The organism is Caulobacter sp. LARHSG274 (assembly GCF_052871235.1).
Map to the genome: position 1 here is coordinate 1 of NZ_JBIXJO010000003.1, position 18,303 is coordinate 18,303.

Below are 18,303 nucleotides of genomic sequence, written 5' to 3' on the forward strand. Positions count from 1 at the left end.
AGACCACCATCCGCTTCAAGCCGCGCGATCAGTGGCGGCCGGGCATGACGCCCGACAAGCTGGTCGCCGAACTGGACGAGCGGGTGAAGGTCCCGGGCCTGACCAATGTCTGGGTGCCGCCGATCCGCAACCGCATCGACATGCTGGCCACCGGCATCAAGAGCCCGATCGGGGTCAAGGTCTCCGGCGCGAACCTCGCCGAACTGGACCGCATCGCCCGCGAGGTCGAGGGCGTGGCCAAGGGCGTGCCCGGCGTCAGCTCGGCCCTGGCCGAACGGCTGACCGGCGGGCGCTATGTCGATGTGACCATCGATCGGGCCGCCGCCGCCCGGTTCGGGCTCAACATCGACGACCTCCAGTCGATTGTCTCCGGGGCGATCGGCGGCGAGACCATCGGCCAGACGGTCGAGGGCCTGGCGCGCTATCCGATCAGCGTCCGCTATCCGCGCGAACTTCGCGACAGCCTTGAGGGCCTGCGGGCCCTGCCGGTGCTGACGCCGGGCGGCCAGCAGATCACCCTGGGCACGGTCGCCGACGTGCGCATCGCCGACGGGCCGCCGATGCTCAAGAGCGAGAACGGCCGCCCCACGACCTGGGTCTATGTCGATGTGCGGGGCCGCGATCTGGCCTCGGTCGTCGGCGACCTGCGCCAAGCCGTTGATCAGCGCGTGAAACTCTCGCCCGGCGTCAGCCTCTCCTATTCGGGCCAGTTCGAGTATCTGCAGCGGGCCGCCGACCGGCTGAAGATCGTCGTGCCGGCCACCCTGCTGATCATCTTCGTGCTGCTCTACGTGATCTTCCGCCGCTTCGACGAGGCCGGACTGATCATGGCCACCCTGCCCTTCGCCCTGACCGGCGGCATCTGGACGCTCTACCTGGCGGGCTTCCATCAATCTGTCGCCACCGGGGTCGGGTTCATCGCCCTGGCCGGGGTCTCGGCGGAGTTCGGGGTGGTGATGCTGATCTATCTCAAGCACGCCATGGAGGCCCTGGGGCCAGACCCGACATCCGCCCAGGTCGTGGCGGCGGTGCGCGAAGGCGCCCTGCTGCGCGTGCGGCCCAAAGCCATGACCGTGGCGGTGATCCTGGCGGGCCTGGCCCCCATCCTCTGGGGCCACGGGGCCGGCTCCGAAGTGATGAGCCGCATCGCAGCGCCGATGATCGGCGGCATGCTCACCGCACCCCTGCTGTCGATGTTCGTGATCCCGGCCGGCTACCTGCTGCTGCGCCGCCGACGGACCCGGACGTCCCTTTCTGCTTCCCCCTCAGCCTAAGGAGATTAGCTGATGAAGACCCTGTCCCTAACCCTCGCCGCCCTGCTGGCGACGACAAGCCTGGCCGCCTGCGGCCGCAAGACCGAGGCGCCCGCCGCGCCGGCCGGGCCGGCCCCAGCCGCTGCGCCCGCCCCGGCGGCGGGCGGCGACATGGCCGGCATGGACATGGCGCCCGCCGACAAGATGGCCAAGGGCGTCGGCGTCGTGACGGCGATCGACAAAGCCGCCGGCACGATCACCCTGGACCATGACGCCATTCCCGAGGCTGGCTGGCCGGCCATGACCATGGGCTTCAAGATCGCGCCGGCACTGCTGGACGGCGTGGCGATTGGCGACAAAGTCGCCTTCGACCTGAAGCTTCATGACGGATCGGGCGAGGTGACGGCGATCGCCAAGCAATAGGGCGGCGCGGCGAGACGCGATGGCGTCTCGCCGGTCTCGCAGTAGCCGAGACGCCCTCGCGTCGGCAGCGGCCAACAACTTGACCGAGGTGTCATATCGAACCCCGGACCATGAAGGCTGCGATCCGCGAGGCTTGTTGGGGAGCAGGCGACGCGAACCCGAGAACTCCGTGTCCGACACGTCACTTGCGGACTCTGGGACCGCGCCTGATACAAGACATTCGGACGGTCCCGGTGAAGCTGCGGCCGTCAACGGGCGGCCGCCGAGCGGATCTTCAGGAAAGTCTCGAAAAAGTTCGCGGCGCCGATCCGTTTTGATCCGGCGCGTCGTCTCCTGGACAGCGAGGTCATTTCGACGCTCGCCATGGAGACGTCAAAATGAACGCCACCACCCTTGATCCCAGCGCGACGACCCTGGTCAACGTGTTGACCTGCGATCCCGCCAACCAAGCGGCGCTTCTCGACCTTCTGCGCCAGAGCACCGACGAGGTGATCACGACCTTGGATGGCTGGCGTTCGACCAGTTTCGTAGCGGCCCAGGATGGCGCGCGCGTCACAATCATCTCGCAGTGGCGTGACGCCGCCGCGGTCGGGGCCATGCAGGGAGACGCGCGCATGCAGGCCTATTTCCCCCGCATCGCGGCGCTCGCCAGCTTCGACTCGGTCATGGGCGCCGTCGCCTATGCGCGTCAGGCCTGAGCCGGAGGCGGGCGCATGACCAATCTCGACCATTGCCGCGCGATCGTGACCGGCGGCAGCGCCGGACTGGGCCTGGAGATCGTCAGAGCGTTGGCGGCGCGGGGCGCCGATGTCACCGCGATCGCCCGCGATCCCGAAAGGCTCGGCGCGGCGCGCGACGTCGGCACCCGAGTCGTCGCTGGCGACGCGACGGACACGACGCTGATCCACCGCGTCGTGGCCGACATCGATCCGGACGTGCTGGTGCTCAACGCCGGCGCGCGCCTGCCAATGAAGACGATCGACAAGGAGGACTGGGAAGGCTTTTCAGCGATCTGGAACACTGACGTGAAAGCGACGCTCGCGGGCGTGCAAGCGGCGCTCAATACGCCGATGCGGCCGGGCTCGCGGGTCCTGATCATGTCGAGCGGCGCGGCGATGGTGATGAGCCATCCGGCGATCGAACCCCGCAACCTGCGCCTGTCAGGCGGCTATGTCGGGGCCAAGCGGATGGTCTGGTACATGGCGCACCAGGCGCAGGCCGCCTCGGACGATCACGCGCTGGGGATCCGGTTCCAGGTCCTGGTCCCCACCCAGGCGATCGCCGGGACCGAGCTTGGCCATGCCGTCGCCACTGTCCAGGCGCGTGAAGAGGGTCTCACCGTCGACGACTACATGGCCAAGCGCTATGGCCCGACTCTCCCCCCGGCGCAGATCGGTCGGCAGGTCGCCGAGCTGCTAAGCGACCCAAGCTACGAAACAGGCGTGGCTTACGGGTTTCGCGCGGATACAGATCCTTTTGTGCTCGACCTCTAGGAACCTCGCCCATGACCGATCAACCGCGCGATTTCGAAGCGATGCTGTCGGCGATGCGTCCGACGCTACATCGCTACTGCGCGCGCATGACCGGCTCGGTGGTCGACGGCGAGGACGTTGTCCAGGACGCCCTCCTCAAGGCGTTGATGGCGCGCGAAACGGTGGGGCCGCTTGACAATCCGGAAGGCTGGCTCTTCCGCATCGCCCACAACACCGCGCTCGACTTCCTGCGCCGCCGCCAGCGGACCGCCCCGATGGGAACGGAGGAGGACTTGGCCATGGTCGCCGCCCCGGACAAGCCCGATCCCGATATCGCCGCCACCAGCCTGCGCACCTTCCTTCGACTGCCCGCGCTCCAACGCAGCACGGTGATCCTGAAGGACGTCCTCGGCCACTCCCTGGAGGAACTATCGGCGATCACGGGCGCGACGCAAGCCGCCGCGAAATCGGCCCTGCAGCGCGGTCGCGCCCGCCTGCGCGAACTGGCCCGCGAACCCGAAGACGTCGATCTGCCGATGCTATCGGAGGCGATGCGCGCGCGGCTGCTGGCTTATGTGGACGGCTTCAGGATCGGCGATTTCGACGCCGTGCGCGCGATGCTCGCCGACGACGTGAGGCTCGACCTCGTCACCACGCCGTTCCAAAGGCGCGGCAAGGACGAGGTCGGCCAATACTACGGCGCCTACGAGGCGGCTGGCGCGAAATGGGCGTTCGCCCCCGCGACGATCGATGGCCGCGCCGCGATGCTGGTCTACGAACGTGCCGTCTCGCTCGTTACGCCAGCCTATGTCGTCGTGCTCGATTTCGAGGACGGCCAGGTGCGCGGCATCCAGGATTTCCTGTACGCGCGCTACGTCATGGAGGGCGCGACGGTTCACCTCGTTTGACTGATGCCTGAGAGCGCCGGCCTACCGGTGTTTCCGGGCCGAGCCATAAGCTGCCGTTGGGTTGGCTCCAGAAAGGCGACGTTCAGCACACGATCGCCGTGGCGTGCGGCCCCCGTCGCAGCGCCGCCGGGCATAACCGCGAGGGAGGTCCGGCGTCGTTGAGCGCGTGGCGGTTTGCACCTCTAATGCGGGATGACCAGTCAGCCGCTTCTCTTTGACGATGCCGCCCTACTCTGGGCACGCGCGCAGATGCATATCGCCGAATATCGCCGGGAAACCGCCCTCGAGGCATTTCGATGAGGTGCGCGACCTCGGGACCGGTGCCTGGCCCTACGCGACCCCGATCAGTTTCCTAATGCGGTCGAGCAGATGGCGGCTGCCATCGAGAGCCACCGTGTGGCCCACTAGGGCAGACCTATTGTCAGCTTCGCCATCGTGGAGACCGTTGACCTAGTATTTCCGAAACGGCGTGGGTTCCTTGGCTTTCACCGGGTCAAGGCGCCGGGCCTCGGCGCGGTCAAAGTGGTGCTGGCGTGCCTTGGCCGCATTGTCGAGCGAGCGCTCGATGCGCGACGTCAACGTGCCCCAGGACTCGTATGGCGGCGGGAAGCGCGCCTCGAGATCGAACTCGCGAATACAGAACTGGCCCAGTCGCAAGCTCTTCTCGGCCGCGTGCAGGATGACGTTGAAGACATTGACAGCAAGCTGGCCCTCCCGCTCCCACCAGTCGTCCACGAGCTTCTCGATCTCGTGGAGAGAGTCGTAGAAGCGGATCACAGCGATCGCCTTCTCACCCGGTAGGTCGCGCACCTGCGGCGCGTTCGGATAAAGGGTCGGCCGATAGGGCCGGAAGTCGGACTGCTGGTCTTTGGTCTCGACCCCGTTGATCGCGGCCTCGCAGATGAAATTCGCCGACGCGCGGTCGACGATGTACTGCACCCGCTCGATCGTGCGCTGCAGCTCCGGCGCCAACGTGTCGACCGCATCGGCCTGGCGCCTAGCCTTATCCTCCGCATCGGTGCGGCGCTTCTTCAGCTCGGTGATCCAGGAGCCCAGCAAGGCGCCGCCCGCGCCGAACAACGACCCGGCCAACGGCGTGATGTTCAGAGCCAGCGCTCCGCCCCCGCCCAGGAACAGGCCGATCGAGACGGCCATGTGCGGGTTTTCTTTGATGTAGCCGAAGACGCGCTTGGGCCTGAAACCCTTCGACTGCTTCTCTAGGTCAGCCATCCCGCCCTCTCGTTCCAAATGAATCTGGGGGGCCGGAGCGTTGCTGCAAGCGCCCTCACCGGACGTCCCCCTGCGCGGGCGTCACATCGTCACCCGCGGTCCCAACATCCAGGATGCGCCGCCAGGTGCGGTTGGCGACCTGGATCAGGTAGAGGTCGGTGACGTGCTTGGCGGTGCGCAGGTTGGCCAGGCTCGACTCGTCCGGATTGCCGACGGTCGTGAGGGACTTGAACAGGAGCTCGAGGTGCTCGCGCTCGGGCACCATCTCGGCGAAGGCTGCGTGCAGACAGGGATCGACGTCCGCCTGGGTCCCGTCCCACCCGCCGTGTGCGCGGAGCGCTCCGAACAGCGCGAAGGTGAAGGCCATCCGGGCCGTCTGGTCCATGTTGTAATAGACGTCCGACTTGGCGATGAACGCCAGACCGTGGAAGTAGTGGCTGAAGATCGGCTCCGCCTCAGCTCCGGACAGCGGCATGAAGGCCATCATGCAGGTCACCGCCCGGTCGATCATCTCGTCGGTAAGCGCGACCGCTCGGCCGGTCCCCCAGAAGCTCTCGCCGATGTCGATGTTCATCGAGGCCCCGTTCTCCAGGTCCTGGACGCCCTTGAACATCTCCTTCTCGAAGCCCGGCGGCTCGAACCAGAAGTAGCCGATCGTCGCGATGCTGAGGCAGGCCAGGACGATCTTCGACAAGCTGGCGAGGCGCCCGTGCAGGGCCGACACCGGCAGATTGTCCTGGAGGGTAATTTGCAGGGTGCAGCGGTCCTTCTTGCCCGCCCACAGCAACTGGACGGTGTCAAACCGCTCGTTCCAACGCGCCAGGGCCTTCGGCCGCAGGGAATGGGAGGGGGTGTAGATCGTGACATTGGCGCGCCAGCGCGGCTTCTCCTCACCTTTTTCCGCCGCCGGCCGCTTCAGCTCTGCCTCCGCCAGGGCGCGCATTTCCTCTTCGTTGCGCGCGATCCCCTCGCGGATCCATGCCACCCATTCTCGCGGTCGCTCACCGAGCTCCTGGTATTTGGCGATGGAGGCCGGGCTCAGGATCATGCGCGAGAGCTGCGGGTTCGACATGGCGTCGAGGAACCACCTTGTCAGCTCGTCAGCCTCGCCGGTCTCGGCACCGCGCGCCTGCTCGTAGTCGAGGCGAGCGCGAGCGAGCTGAAGCGCCTCGGCGGCGGCCTCGGGCGACACCACGTCGCTGGGCGGCGGCTTGGTGACCTCAGCCTCCGGATCGACATAGAGGGAGGCCAGCCGCATGGCGTGGGCGTGTTCGGCAAACTGGCGCGCCGCTTCGAAGTCGGCGGGATCGATGCGGGTCAGGGGCGACCAGATAGCCCACTGCAGCTTGCGCCGGTGATTATCGAGGGACTTCGCCACCCACGACCCTTCGAACCGGTCCGGATCAACCATCCCGCCGCCGAGCATACTGGCCTTGCCGACCTCCTCGAGGGCCAGCAGGCTCAGGTGGTAGACGATATGGGGGAAGTCCACGCCGCCCCCCAACCGGTCGGCCGCAGCGATGAACTTAGCAGCCTGCTCAAGGCAAAGACCGCGCGCTCTCTGTAGCTTCTCATCCATGGCCAGTGCTTCTTGAATGGGCGGTTCTATTCTAGCGCCACGCCACCATTCCTCACCAGCGCGCCGCGAAGCCTACGGCATGGTGTATTGGAAGTCGTCAACCGTGCCGACGACGTTCGATTTCCAAGGCTTGCCGTCGAAGTGGGTTTGGGCAGCATCGAAGTGCGCTTTGTCGGCAAACGCCATCCTGGATCAGGTCGTCAGCCGAAAGAGGATTCCCCATAGTTGGCGTCCCGAGCCGCAGCCTGGGCACCGCATGTGGTGCCCAGGCGTTGGAAGTCTACTTGATCAGCAGCATGCGCGCACGACGGCGCGCACGGGCCACCCGCTGACGGGCGGCCTCGGTCGACGCCGAATTGCCAAGCCCAACGGCCAACAGGCTGGCCATGTCCGGCGCGGAAAGATGGCGGCCCAGGAAGATTAGGTCCGACCGGGCTTCCATCTGCGTGGTGGCCGAGGGTGCTTCGCTATTCAAAGCAGCGACATTGCGGGCAATGAGGGCGCGGCTGTAGCGCGCCCGGCGCTCAGCACTGGCTTGCACGGTCGCGAACGGGGCAGGGTCCGACGGCATGCTGACAACGAGCCGGTTCAAGGCCGCTTCGAGGCCCCAGGACCGATCGCCAATGGCGGTGCGGGTGGAAAGTTGAGCTTGAGCGGACGCATAGGCGTCCCACGGATGCGGAAGTTCCGTCATGACTAGTCTCCCAGGTCTGTGCGGCGGATGTTCGCCGCGGGTGTGAGCGGCGCCGGCGGCCAGGTCCGGGATCTCCTTCAGGAACGCTGTGTCCTGATGAAGCGATCGGACCCGTAGGCCAGCGCCTTGCGCTCGGGTTGAAGTACGCCAGGAAATCCCTGGGCTGGCAAGGGCCAGACCGGGGCCGATTCCTACGCGGTCAGCTGCACGCGGTAAGTTTCGGACCACTCCCGCCGCAGTGTCTCTAGGATCTTGCGGGCGTCCTCATTCTGAGCCGTGACCTGGGCCTGGGCCCGGCCAAGCGACAGCAGCAGCAGCTCCAGCGCCACCAGCGGTCCGTCCTGGACCTCAGCCGCCGGAGCTTCGCCACCATCATCTTCGTCGCCGGCCTGCCCATTCCCGAGCTTACGCAGCGGTTCGTACAGATGCTCGAAGAACGGATGAGCCGTGTTGATGGTCAGCATGACCCGGCCGTAGCGGTGTTCGACGTGGTAAAAAGGCCAATATTCGTCGTGCTTGAACTCGATCAAGTATTTTGACGCCTTAACCCGCTCGAAGGCCTCGTCGTCCGTCTCGCCGTCCCGCTTCAGCGCGATAGCCAAAGTGCGCAGATTGGCTTCGACCTGGGCCTCTTCCTCCGGCGTCAGCTCCAAGGGCTTGGCCTGGTGCAGGTCAGCATCCGTGGCGCGGGCTTCAGCGGCGCTGGGCTGGGCGCCCTTGCGGGCGCTGGCCTGGGCACCCTGATAACGCTTGATTTCGTCGTTGATGGTCGTGATGTCGTCGCCGATCGCCTTCTTAATCGCCTCCTTCACATAGCCCTTCAGCCGTACGCCCTGCTTGTTAGCCGCGACGCCGAAGGCCTCGTCCAGCTCCCCCGGGAAGTCGATCTGGACACGGTACCAATGGGTGACGGTGTGGCGCGTGGTCAGGTCGGTCATCTGGCCGGCGAAGACCTCGCGGTCGTTACGCAGCATGGTGACGGTCAGGCTGTTGAACACCTGCAGGTCGTTGCGAAGGGTCTTGCGGCTCAGCGTCGACCATTGCTCGATCGGTAGGCGATAGAGGCGGATAACGATGTCATTGGTCTCCGTGCCATGTTCGCGTAGCGGGATCGCAATCTTTTTGGCGAACATCAGCCGGCTGGTCTTTTCCGGGATGTCGAGGAAGCGGGCGTGGCGAGCGCCGGCCATGGCGTAGGTCGGATCGAAGGCCTCGACCAAGCGGTTGTTGACGTAGAGCTTGAGGCCTTCGTTGATGGCGCGCCGATAGACCCGCGCCATCTCCTTCATCGCGTGCTCCACCAAGGTCCGCGCCGTGGCGTAGGTGAGGCGGTCACAGGCGGGCATGTAGATGATGGTGCCGTGCGTACCCAAGCGGTCATCAAGGTCTTCACCCCGTTCGACCATCAAGGATTGGTCGTTGGCGCTGGCCGGGAAGCTGAGCGGCTTGCTGAACAGGTCGGTGAGCTCGCTAGGCAACTCGGTCATGAGGGTTGGGTCCGGCAGCTCGACGGTGTTCGTCCGCTCTCGACCGATCGCGTCTACATCAAGGGTCATGCTGTAGTAGGTGCGGGGTTCCTGCCATGAATAGAGATCCATGATCGGGCTCATGCTCAGAGCGGCGGTCTTCATGCCCATGCCGAACCGGCCGATGCCGGCGCGATTGTTGAAGTTCATCGAACCGCCGAAAGAGGTCGCGACCTTCAGCACGTTGGGTGCCATTCCCTGACCGTTGTCGTAGACGGCGGCGTCGATCACCGTGTCGCCCTTCTTGCCGGTCTGGCGGAAGAAGATGCGAACCTCGGTCGCCTTGGCCTGGATGGCGTTGTCGACGTGCTCGCAGATCGCCGAAGTGGTGTTGTTGTATCCCACGTCGCGCAGCGACGAGATCAGAGTCTGAGCGAAGAACAACGGCACACTGGCACCGTCCTTCAGCACGCGGTTCATCACAGCCTTGCCGCCTTTCGGCGCGTCTGCGGACCAGGTCAGCGCAGGTTCGGGCGCAAGGGTGGCGTTTTCGGGGGTGGACATAGCTTAGGTCTCCTTGGGTCTGTGGCAGTCGTGCTCTGACGCCGCCGGGGGAGAAGGCTTGGCCTTCACTCTTAAGGAGACGGAAATTGCGTTTTGTGACTGGCAGCGTCTCCTGGTCGAGCGTGTTGATCAGGTAGCTTGGGGAAGTCGACGAGATCGGCGAGATCGGTTTCCACCCGTGCAGACTGCAACGAAGCTCGACCTTGAACAATCACGGACTTATTCGCCGGCATAGCCCCCGCGCCTTCTATTGGGCTTGGGGTCCCAGCAAGGCCATACGGCGCAGGAGGTCGATCCCCTGCTGGGCGATCTCGGTCTCCTCCTCGATCCTGGGCTCGTCGAGGTGATCCTTGACGATGGAAAGCCGGCGTTCCATCAGGCCCGCGGCGATCAACCGACCTTGGACGTACATTTCCACGACATTGTCCATCTGGTCGCCGACCGAGACATGCTGGCCATCGCGCTCTTCCCAGCGCCAGTCGAAACCATTGCGTTTGCGCCATTCACCGTCGTCACCATAGGTCTTGGTCAGGAGCATCAGGTAGCGGAGATCAGCCTCGGTCATGTCGTTCAGCATGCGGACGACCGCACGCTGATCTTCAGCGTCCCGACTCGAGCCCACCAAGCCCGCCGCGACCATCGTCGCCAATTGCTCGATACGCTCATCGCTGGTGGCGCGCGCCGCGCCACTGGCGCCGTCCTCGAGCAAAGCGACCTTCTCGACGTCGAGGCGCGACCTCAAGGCCTCCAACTCCGCGTTGGTGGCGCTGAGCTTCTCGCCGAGGCGAGCGAGGTAGCGCACCACTCGCTCCTCGCGCAGGTTGGGAATGATCATCCCGACCAGTTCGGTGACCAAGGCGCCGCCCACCGGAATATTGCCCAACGTGGCGCGCAGCCAGGTCGCGGCATGGTCGCTGATGTTGCTTTCCAGCGCTGCCGGCAGTTTGTCGCCATCGGCGGGTCCGCGCTTCACGGCGCGCCATCATCGGCGGCGGGCACGACGGTGGCCAACTCGCCCTGCACGTCGAGATCGTAGTAGGCCGCCAGGCGCGCCACCTCCTGGCCGAAGGAGGCGCGAAAGGCGCCGAGCGCGACGAAAGCGCCGGGCGACATACCGCCCCGACGTTCGTCCAGCGGATTGAACCCGGCATGTGGAAATTCGAGCGTGGTTTCGTCAAGATATCGACGACAGGCGGCGCGGACGTTGCGGATCGGTACGGTCGCGAAGTCCCGTTCCGAAAAAGTTTTCAGCGCTTCTGTACAGACGGCGCGGATCTTGTCGACCGAAGTGTCGACCTGGGAGCGGACCTCCAGCCATTGCGGATTGTAGAGCACCCGCTTGTCCTCCAGTTCGATGAAGAAGTGGCGGACGCGCTCGCGATCGGAGGTCCCTGGATCGGCCCATTGCAAGCCGAACGCCGGCGGCGAAAAGCCCGTGATCCGTCGGGCCATCTCGCCGCTCAGGTGCTTGGCCGCCTTGATTGGATTGCTCATCACCCCTCCTTCTCGAGCTTTCGCCCGATCCCATCGACCAGAGGCTGCAACCATCGAAGCTTCGCCTATATTGTGCAAGCCATGCCGCAATCCTCCGACACCCCACTCACCGCCGCCGCGTTGGGCCTAACCACTTTTCGGCTGTACTTCACCGGCTTCGCCATCGACGCGACGCCGGCCGAGCCCCTGGAAGATCGGGTCAAGCGCTTCTTCGAAGCCGAACCAAACAATGAGTCTCTCGACGGCGCGGCCTTCGACCAGATCAACGGCTCGGCGACCAAGGCCGACTATCTGATCGGTCAACGGCGCCTGATCGCCGAGCTGAAGACGATCAAAGGCGATCCGAAGGATCGGGTGGAGCAGCGGCTGCGAGAACGCTTTCGCCAGCCTGACGCCCCCTATGTCGTGGGCCGCTACGGGCTGGCGCCGATCCTGGAAAGCATGCCCGACCATGAGCCGCTGACCAAGATGATCAACGACCTGGAAAGCCGGGCCGTGCGCCGACACCTGCAGAAAGCCAACGAGCAGATCGGCGCGACAAAGACGCGCCTGGGCTTGCCGGAGGCGGCCGGACTGGTGGTTCTGATGAACGACAGCGAGCCGATGATCGACGCGGCCAATATGGGTTACGCGGTTAAATCCGCCTTCGAGACAGTGGAAGGCGGCTATCCGCACATCAACTATGTCTGGATCAGCGTCGAACGCCACAAGGTGGCGCTTTCCGAAAGACCGGGCTTTCCGCAGTTGCTGATCACGCGCACGGCGGAGCCGCCGCCGCATTTCCAACTGCTGGTGAACATGCTGGAGGCCTGGGCTGCGTTCAACGGTGCGCGATTCCTGGAGGCGACCGCCTTCCAGGGCGAGTGGGACCTTCTCAGCCCGATCTACGACGATGGCGTTCCCGAGCTGGAGATCTACTAAACGCGACCAAGGAGACGCCTGCCCTTGTTCGCCGCGCCGTCGCCCAAAGCGGCGGCACGGCGAAGCGCCAACTTGGGCCCGGGGCCCAAGCGTCGCGGACGTGACTCCATACCACATGAGAATCTCAGTCGCGGATTTTGGAGTCAGAATCTGGAACCGTTCGAGTCAGTCGCAGGGTTTGGAGTCAGCCTCCCCCGCGCCCCCTAAGGCTTTCGGGTTCTCAAGGTTTGGAGTCTCTGACACCGGTTGCTCCAACGTTCCGCTCTTTCGTGCTTTCTGGCTCCAAACCCTGCGAACGCCTGACTCCATTCGTTGCGACCACCCAGACACCGAAAATCGAGCCTGTAACGCCCAGCCGTTTGTGAGATGCTCCTGCCATGGCCAACCGCTCCCACAGGCTTAGCCCGTTTGAAAAATCGCCGGCGCACATCACGCGGCTGCGGATCCCGATGTTCGCTCAGGCAATCCGAACCGTCGGCGTCGTCATGTTTGGGCTCTGCGGCGGCTCGATGTTGATGACCCTGACCTACAGCTCGAAGCTGACGGCCTGCGCCGCAGTCGGTCTGGGACTGTTTCTGTTGGGCTACTGGCTAATCCCATTCTACGCCGAGCCAGAAAACGACCTCTGAGTTAGTAGACGTAGTCTCCAATTAGGAATATATTCCTCTGTGCGATCAGGCAGTGATTGCGGTCAGCGACACCCGTCGCGCGGTAGCCTGTACGGCATAACGACGTAGCCTTCATCGGGAAGTCGCACGTACAGCCGCGACAAATCTCGGGGTCGTACTTGGCCAGGACCTTGCGGACGCCGGCGATGTATGTGGGCTTCTCCAAGGCGCCCTCCCCTGCGCCTGGTCCTCTTGCAGGCCGGTGAGGCAAACAGCCCAGCAGTAGGGTGGTTTTGGGCCCGCTCTCATCGGGTGCGGGGCCCGGTCGGCCGGCGCTAGCGCCGCCAATTCCGCTGCATCGACACGTGTCATCGCCGCCAGGCGCGGAAGCAGCGTGGCGTGGCTCCGATCCAGCCCATGGCGCAAGGCGCTACATCGTCCGTCTATCTCTCCAGAGCGCCCTTGCCCGCGATGATCCTGCCGCGGAACTTCCCGATCCGCGTAAGCCGGGTCGCCGGTTGCTTGGCTTGGTTCAGAGCGAAAACGTAGCTTTTCTGGCGTCCCGGCGTCAGCGCGTGGAAGGCCTCGGCCAATTCCGGGTCTGCATCCAGCGCCTCGACCAGCTCGTCCGGCATGGCGATCTCGCGGTCGATCTTCGCAGGCTTGGTCCCCGCTTCGGCGTGGCCCATCAGCTGCTGCAAATAGGCCCGGATCACCGCCTGCCTCTCGCCGACCTGGTTGGTGGCGGTGAAGCGGATCATCCCCGGCGTCTGGCTGTTGGGACCTTGCGGCTCCAACACGCCTTCGCTGTCGACCAGCAGGCCTGGGTTCATGAAGCTGAGCCGGAAGTCGTCTCGAAACGCCCCGAAGAGCGCGATATTGCGCCCGGCGTGCATGTAGCACGGATGGGCCCATTTCACCGTTTCTTCCAATCCTGCGTCCAAACAGATCCGGCGCAGGTCATTCAACCCGTCGATCCACCGCCGGGTGGAGCAGTCGGCCGTCGCGAACCTGGCGCATCGACCGCAGCCCTTGGTGAAGAAGTCATCGGGGTTGGTGATCATCGCCATGGGTCGCCGTCGCCAGAGAGGATGATCGATCCTCTTATCGATCCCTACGGAGTCGGGGCAGCTTACCGTGCGACGGGGGACACACAAACGGGCCAAGATCGCCCTTTTTTGACTTTGACTCTTTGCGCTTCACCCGCTGATACCTGTGGCCGGCCAGGTTCAAACCGGCGGAGGAACGCAAAGGCGCGTCACGCCCGCCCGTAGTACGCCTCGACCAGCCGCCGATGCGGCGGCAGATGTTTCAGCGCTTCCCGCGCCGCCTCGGCCACCTTGGCGAAGCTCTGGCGGGCGAGCGCGTCCTCGCCGTAGCGCCCCTCGACCGGCGCGAAGTCGGCAGCCGCGTTCATGCCGTAGAGGATGTATTGATAGCTGGACGGCAGGAAGGTCTCCAGGTCGACCAGGAAGTCGAACCGCGACACTGGCCGATGCTTCCACTGGGCCAGCAGGTCGCTCAGAGCCTGCGGCCAGGTCGCCGGGTCGGCGTTGTCGCGCCAGTAGGGCTCGTCGCGCTTGGTCAGGCAGTAATGCAGCTTGAGGAACGAGACGATCCGTTCGAAGCGGCCGGCCATGGCGGCGTTGAAGGTGCGGGCGGCGGCGTCGCGGGCGGCTCGGTCGCGCAGCGGGAAGACCTCGGCGATCATCGTCGCGGCCACCTCGATCAGCATGATCCCGGTCGATTCCAGCGGCTCGAAGAACCCCGCCGACAGCCCCACGGCCACGCAGTTGCCGATCCACTGGCGCTCGCGATAGCCGGTCTGGAACTTCAGCAGCCGCGGCGCCAGGCCCTCGCCCGCCTTGCCGACATAGGCGCGCAGCACCTGTTCGGCCCGGTCCTCATCGGTATGGCGGCTGGAGAACACGTAGCCGACGCCCCGGCGGCTATCGAGGCCGATGTCCCAGGTCCAGCCAGCCTCGTGGGCGGTGGCCAGGGTGTAGGGATTGATCGGCGCGTCGGGCGTCTCGTAGGGGACCTGGACCGCCAGGGCGCGGTCGTTGAACAGCACGTCGTCGATCCGCTTGAACGGCGCCCCCAGGGCCTCGCCGATCAGCAGGGCGCGAAAGCCCGAGCAGTCGACGAACAGGTCGCCCTCGATCGTCCCCAGGTCGCCCGCCTGGATCGAGGCGATGTCGCCGCGCATGTCGCGGGTTACGCCGTCGACCCGGCCTTTCAGGTGCGTGACCCCCGCCTCGACCGCCACGTCGCGCAGGAAGTCGGCGAAGCGCGCGGCGTCGAAATGGTAGGCGTAGTTCATCGGCCCCTGGAAATCGGGGTCCTCCAGCCGCTTGGGCGCCAGGCCGTCGGCGATGATCGCCCCCTGCGTCGTCACCGCGTCGGCGAACGGCAGGGCGCCGCCAGCCTGGCGGTCCAGCAGCCAATAGGGCGACAGGTCGCGGCCGTTGGGGCGGAGCGGGAGGTTGAACGGGTGGAAGTATTCGCAAGACTTGCCGTTTGCCGAACGCCGTTCCCAGTCCACGAAGCGGACGCCCTGTTTGAAGGTCGCCGCGCTCTCGCGCAGGAACCGCGCTTCGCTGACCCCCAGCTCGGCCAGGGTCGAGCGGATGGTGGGGAACGTGCCCTCGCCGACGCCGATCGTGGCGATATCCGGCGCTTCAATCAGGGTGATGCGGGCGCCGTCAGGCCGGTCGGCGCCCAGGCGCTTGGCCAGGTAGGCGGCGGTCAGCCAGCCGGCCGTGCCGCCGCCGACGATGACGATCCGGTTTCCGGTCATGGCGCGGCTCCCATGGGACGATCCTGGCGGCTCGGCGCGGAAAAGAAAATCCCGGGTGACGACTGGGGGCGTCGTCACCCGGGAGAGCGCAATCTTGGGGGCAATACGCTCATGGAAGGGGTGGAGCGACGCGTCGGAGGGGACGCATCGCTCCTGAGGCGCGGTCCGGGCGAAGACCGCGCCTAGAGACGGGCCTAGAACTTGGTCTTCAGGCGAACGCCCCAGGTGCGGGGCGGTTGGTAGACCGCGGTCCAGACCGGATCGTAGTTCGGCACGCCGGCTGCGCCGGCTCCGGTCTTGATGTTCTTGTCCTCCAGATTCTGGACGAAGGCCTCGACCGACCAGGGGGCTTCCGCCGGCTCGTAGCGCAGGGTCACGTCCGTGCGGGTGTAGCTCTTCTGCTGGTCCGGGGCGCCCTGGTTGAAATAGGACAGCCAGCTCTTGCTCTCGAAGTGCGTGGCGATCCGCGGGATGACCCGGCCGTTGGCCAGTTCGAAGGTATGCTCATAGGCCGCCGTGCCCGAGAAGTGCGGCGCGTGCGGCAGTTCGTTGCCCTTCAGCTGCACCGCATGGGCCGCGTCGTTCGGGCCGATGCGGCCGTCGGCGGCCATCAGCTCTTCCATCTTGGTGTCCTGGGCGGTGGCCGAGATCTGCAGGCGGTCGTTGGCCGTCAGATTGGCGGTCAGCTCGGCCTCGATCCCGTAGGCCTGGGCGCCCTTGGCGTTGGTGGTCACCACCTGCGACTTGTCGACCGTGCCGTCCGGCTTGAAGATCGTGACGACCTGGTTGACCTGGTAACCCTTGAAGTCCTCGTAATAGGCCGCGAGGTTCAAGGTGGCCCGGCCGTCCAGGAAGCGGATCTTGGAGCCGACTTCGTAATTGGTCAGGGTTTCCGGATTGGCCAGCAGGCCGCCGTCCTCGATGTTGCCCGACTTGAAGCCGGTGCTGACGCTGCCATAGACCAGCACATCGTCAGTCAGGTCGGCGTCGGCGCGGCCCAGCCAGGTGAACTTGTCCCAGCTGCCCTTCACGTCGTTGTTGCTCATGCTGTAGCCCGGGCCCAGCAAGGCCAGCAGCTGCGCGGCGCTGGCGCTGCGATCGCGGCCGAAGATGCCGATATCGCAGCGCTCGGGATGGCCGCCGCCCACGCCCGCCTCGGCCGTCAGGCAGTCCGCATAGCCTTTGAACGTGACGTTCCGGCCGCCCTGGTCCTGCTTGGTGTCGTCGGTGTAGCGCACGCCGGCCGTCAGGCGGACGCGGTCGTTCATGTGCCACACGGCCTGGCCGAACGCGGCCTTGGACTCGACGGTGCGCTTGGCCTGGATGAAGCTGCCCGACCAGCTCATCGGGCCGTCGCGATAGCCGTCGCGCTGGTCGATGTCGAAGCGGATCGAGTTGTCTTCGTGGCTGTAGTAGCCGCCGACGATCCAGTCGATGACCTGCTCGCCCTGCGACTTCAGCTGGACTTCATGGCTCCAGGCGTCGTTGCGCGACCAGACCGTGTGGTTCTCGCCGAAGCCGCCCTTGGTCAGCGAGCCGTCGGGACGGGTCACGCCCAGGATGCCGCCGTCGGCGTCGCTGTCGGCGCTGCCGCCCACCCGCTGCCAGCCGGTGACGTAGGTCAGGCCGACCTTGTCGCTGATGGAATAGTCCATCGTGCTGCGCACGCCGTACGAGAAGCGGTCGCTCTGCGGGGCGGTGTCGATCAGGGCCGACCACTTCTTCTGGCCGGCGCGCGGGGTCTGGGCCAGGGCGATGATCGGGGCGCCAGTGTCCTGGTAGCCCTCGACATTGACGTTCCAGGTGAAGGCGTCGGTGGGCTTCCACAGGGCGCTGAGGCGGGCCGAGCGCTGGTCCTGAGCGTAGTACTTCTTGCCCTGGGTGACGAAGGCCGACGGGTTGATCCCCGGCGCTTCAGGCGGGCGCTGGAAGTCGGCGTAGCCGTCGTGGCGCTCGGTGATCGCCGCCAGCCGCAAAGCGAAGGTGTCCGAGATCGGCATGTTGACGGCGACGCGGGCGCCGAGGCGATTGTACGAGCCGGCCACGACCTCGGCGTTGCCGTAATAGTCGCCCAGCGTCGGCTTGGCGGTGCGGATGCTGACGGCGCCGACCGTGGCGTTGCGCCCGAACAGCGTGCCCTGCGGACCGCGCGCCACTTCGACGGCGTCCACATCGTACATCAGCACGGCCGCGCCCTGGGCGCGCGGCGAATAGATGCCGTCGACATAGATGGCGACCTCGGGGTCGGCCACTTCGGTGAAGGCGGTGTCGTTGCCGATGCCGCGCATGGTGATCAGGATCGCGCCCTGGTCGCCCTGCTGGTTGATCGCCATCGACGGCACGAACTTGGCCAGGTCGGTGACGTCCTTGACCTGCTGGCGGTCCAGCGCGGACTGACCAAAGGCGCTGATGGCGATCGGCGTGTCCTGCAGGTTGGTCTCGCGTTTGGTGGCGGTGACCGTGATCTCTTCAAGCTGGGTGGCGTCGGCCGCGGCCGGTGCGGTCTGGGCCTGCACGGCGGTGGCGGCGATCAGGGCCGTCACGACCGAGGAACCGGCCAATAGCGTTCTACGGAGCTTCATCTTTGTCCCTCTCCCTGCTCGCGATCTTTTTGGTCGCGACTTGCGTGTTGTGAATAGCTACAGTAGGACAACGTTGTCAATCAACGATCTATTTGCGACTTAGTTATACAATCCATATGAGTTTTCATGAATAGCTGAAAACAGTCACCGATTCACGAGATCTGACAAAGAACGTTGCGCGTATAGCCAAAGACATAAGCGGGAGGAGGAACAATGAAGCGACAGCAAATGCGGGGTCTGGTGACGGCCCTGATGCTGACGACGGCGCTCGCGGCGGCGGCCGCTCACGCCCAGGCCGCCGCCGTGAGC

The 18,303-nt window shown here is 65.6% G+C and carries 16 protein-coding genes; 7 read left to right on the forward strand and 9 right to left on the reverse strand.

The window, feature by feature from the left end:
- From ACIPQB_RS08305 to ACIPQB_RS08325, 5 genes are all read left to right on the forward strand, one after another.
- Nucleotides 1-1,274: efflux RND transporter permease subunit (locus ACIPQB_RS08305; RefSeq protein ID WP_446484745.1), on the forward strand; the 1,274-nt coding region annotated here is incomplete at its 5' end.
- 12 nt (nucleotides 1,275-1,286) lie between these two features.
- Complete coding sequence (locus ACIPQB_RS08310; RefSeq protein ID WP_446484746.1) at nucleotides 1,287-1,676, forward strand: copper-binding protein; 390 nt, start codon at nucleotides 1,287-1,289, stop codon at nucleotides 1,674-1,676.
- Nucleotides 1,677-2,053: 377 nt separating this feature from the next.
- Nucleotides 2,054-2,374 carry a putative quinol monooxygenase gene (locus ACIPQB_RS08315; RefSeq protein ID WP_446484747.1) on the forward strand — a complete coding sequence of 107 codons (321 nt, stop codon included), beginning with the start codon at nucleotides 2,054-2,056 and terminating at the stop codon, nucleotides 2,372-2,374.
- Between the two features lie 15 nt (nucleotides 2,375-2,389).
- Nucleotides 2,390-3,169, forward strand: coding sequence for an SDR family NAD(P)-dependent oxidoreductase (locus ACIPQB_RS08320; protein ID WP_446484748.1), 780 nt, complete (start codon nucleotides 2,390-2,392; stop codon nucleotides 3,167-3,169).
- An 11-nt stretch (nucleotides 3,170-3,180) separates the two neighbouring features.
- Complete coding sequence (locus tag ACIPQB_RS08325) at nucleotides 3,181-4,056, forward strand: sigma-70 family RNA polymerase sigma factor (RefSeq protein ID WP_446484749.1); 876 nt, start codon at nucleotides 3,181-3,183, stop codon at nucleotides 4,054-4,056.
- 450 nt (nucleotides 4,057-4,506) lie between these two features.
- Here ACIPQB_RS08325 and ACIPQB_RS08330 read toward each other — a convergent pair whose 3' ends face one another.
- The 6 genes from ACIPQB_RS08330 to ACIPQB_RS08355 all read right to left on the reverse strand — a co-directional run bounded on the left by ACIPQB_RS08330 (nucleotide 4,507) and on the right by ACIPQB_RS08355 (nucleotide 11,041).
- Nucleotides 4,507-5,286 carry a hypothetical protein gene (locus tag ACIPQB_RS08330; protein WP_446484750.1) on the reverse strand — a complete coding sequence of 260 codons (780 nt, stop codon included), beginning with the start codon at nucleotides 5,284-5,286 and terminating at the stop codon, nucleotides 4,507-4,509.
- Nucleotides 5,287-5,341: 55 nt separating this feature from the next.
- Entirely contained in the window at nucleotides 5,342-6,865 is a 1,524-nt protein-coding gene (locus ACIPQB_RS08335) for an AbiV family abortive infection protein (RefSeq protein ID WP_446484751.1), read from the reverse strand.
- A 280-nt stretch (nucleotides 6,866-7,145) separates the two neighbouring features.
- The gene (locus ACIPQB_RS08340) at nucleotides 7,146-7,559 is read right to left on the reverse strand and encodes a hypothetical protein (protein ID WP_446484752.1); all 414 of its coding nucleotides are present in this window, start codon (nucleotides 7,557-7,559) and stop codon (nucleotides 7,146-7,148) included.
- Between the two features lie 191 nt (nucleotides 7,560-7,750).
- On the reverse strand, nucleotides 7,751-9,589 hold the full coding sequence (locus tag ACIPQB_RS08345) for an ATP-binding protein (protein ID WP_446484753.1): 1,839 nt from the start codon (nucleotides 9,587-9,589) through the stop codon (nucleotides 7,751-7,753).
- 247 nt (nucleotides 9,590-9,836) lie between these two features.
- Nucleotides 9,837-10,562, reverse strand: a complete 726-nt coding sequence (locus ACIPQB_RS08350; protein ID WP_446484754.1) for a hypothetical protein — start codon at nucleotides 10,560-10,562, stop codon at nucleotides 9,837-9,839.
- Nucleotides 10,559-11,041: a DUF6650 family protein gene (locus ACIPQB_RS08355; RefSeq protein WP_446484755.1), complete on the reverse strand. Its 483-nt coding sequence runs from the start codon at nucleotides 11,039-11,041 to the stop codon at nucleotides 10,559-10,561. The genes ACIPQB_RS08350 and ACIPQB_RS08355 overlap by 4 nt, the downstream gene beginning before the upstream one ends.
- Between ACIPQB_RS08355 and ACIPQB_RS08360 the strand changes: the two genes are divergently transcribed.
- Nucleotides 10,994-12,004: a hypothetical protein gene (locus ACIPQB_RS08360; RefSeq protein WP_446484756.1), complete on the forward strand. Its 1,011-nt coding sequence runs from the start codon at nucleotides 10,994-10,996 to the stop codon at nucleotides 12,002-12,004. The genes ACIPQB_RS08355 and ACIPQB_RS08360 overlap by 48 nt on opposite strands.
- 377 nt (nucleotides 12,005-12,381) lie before the next feature.
- A complete protein-coding gene (locus ACIPQB_RS08365; RefSeq protein ID WP_446484757.1) occupies nucleotides 12,382-12,633 on the forward strand; it encodes a hypothetical protein in 252 nt (83 codons plus the stop codon).
- Nucleotides 12,634-13,055: 422 nt separating this feature from the next.
- On the opposite strand, the gene ACIPQB_RS08370 is transcribed toward ACIPQB_RS08365, so the two are convergent.
- The 3 genes from ACIPQB_RS08370 to ACIPQB_RS08380 form a co-directional block, all read right to left on the reverse strand.
- Nucleotides 13,056-13,682, reverse strand: a complete 627-nt coding sequence (locus ACIPQB_RS08370; protein WP_446484758.1) for a YdeI/OmpD-associated family protein — start codon at nucleotides 13,680-13,682, stop codon at nucleotides 13,056-13,058.
- 188 nt (nucleotides 13,683-13,870) lie between these two features.
- On the reverse strand, nucleotides 13,871-15,412 hold the full coding sequence (locus ACIPQB_RS08375) for a tryptophan halogenase family protein (RefSeq protein ID WP_446484759.1): 1,542 nt from the start codon (nucleotides 15,410-15,412) through the stop codon (nucleotides 13,871-13,873).
- Between the two features lie 194 nt (nucleotides 15,413-15,606).
- Nucleotides 15,607-17,994, reverse strand: coding sequence for a TonB-dependent receptor (locus ACIPQB_RS08380; protein WP_446484760.1), 2,388 nt, complete (start codon nucleotides 17,992-17,994; stop codon nucleotides 15,607-15,609).
- Nucleotides 17,995-18,303 lie beyond the last annotated feature (309 nt).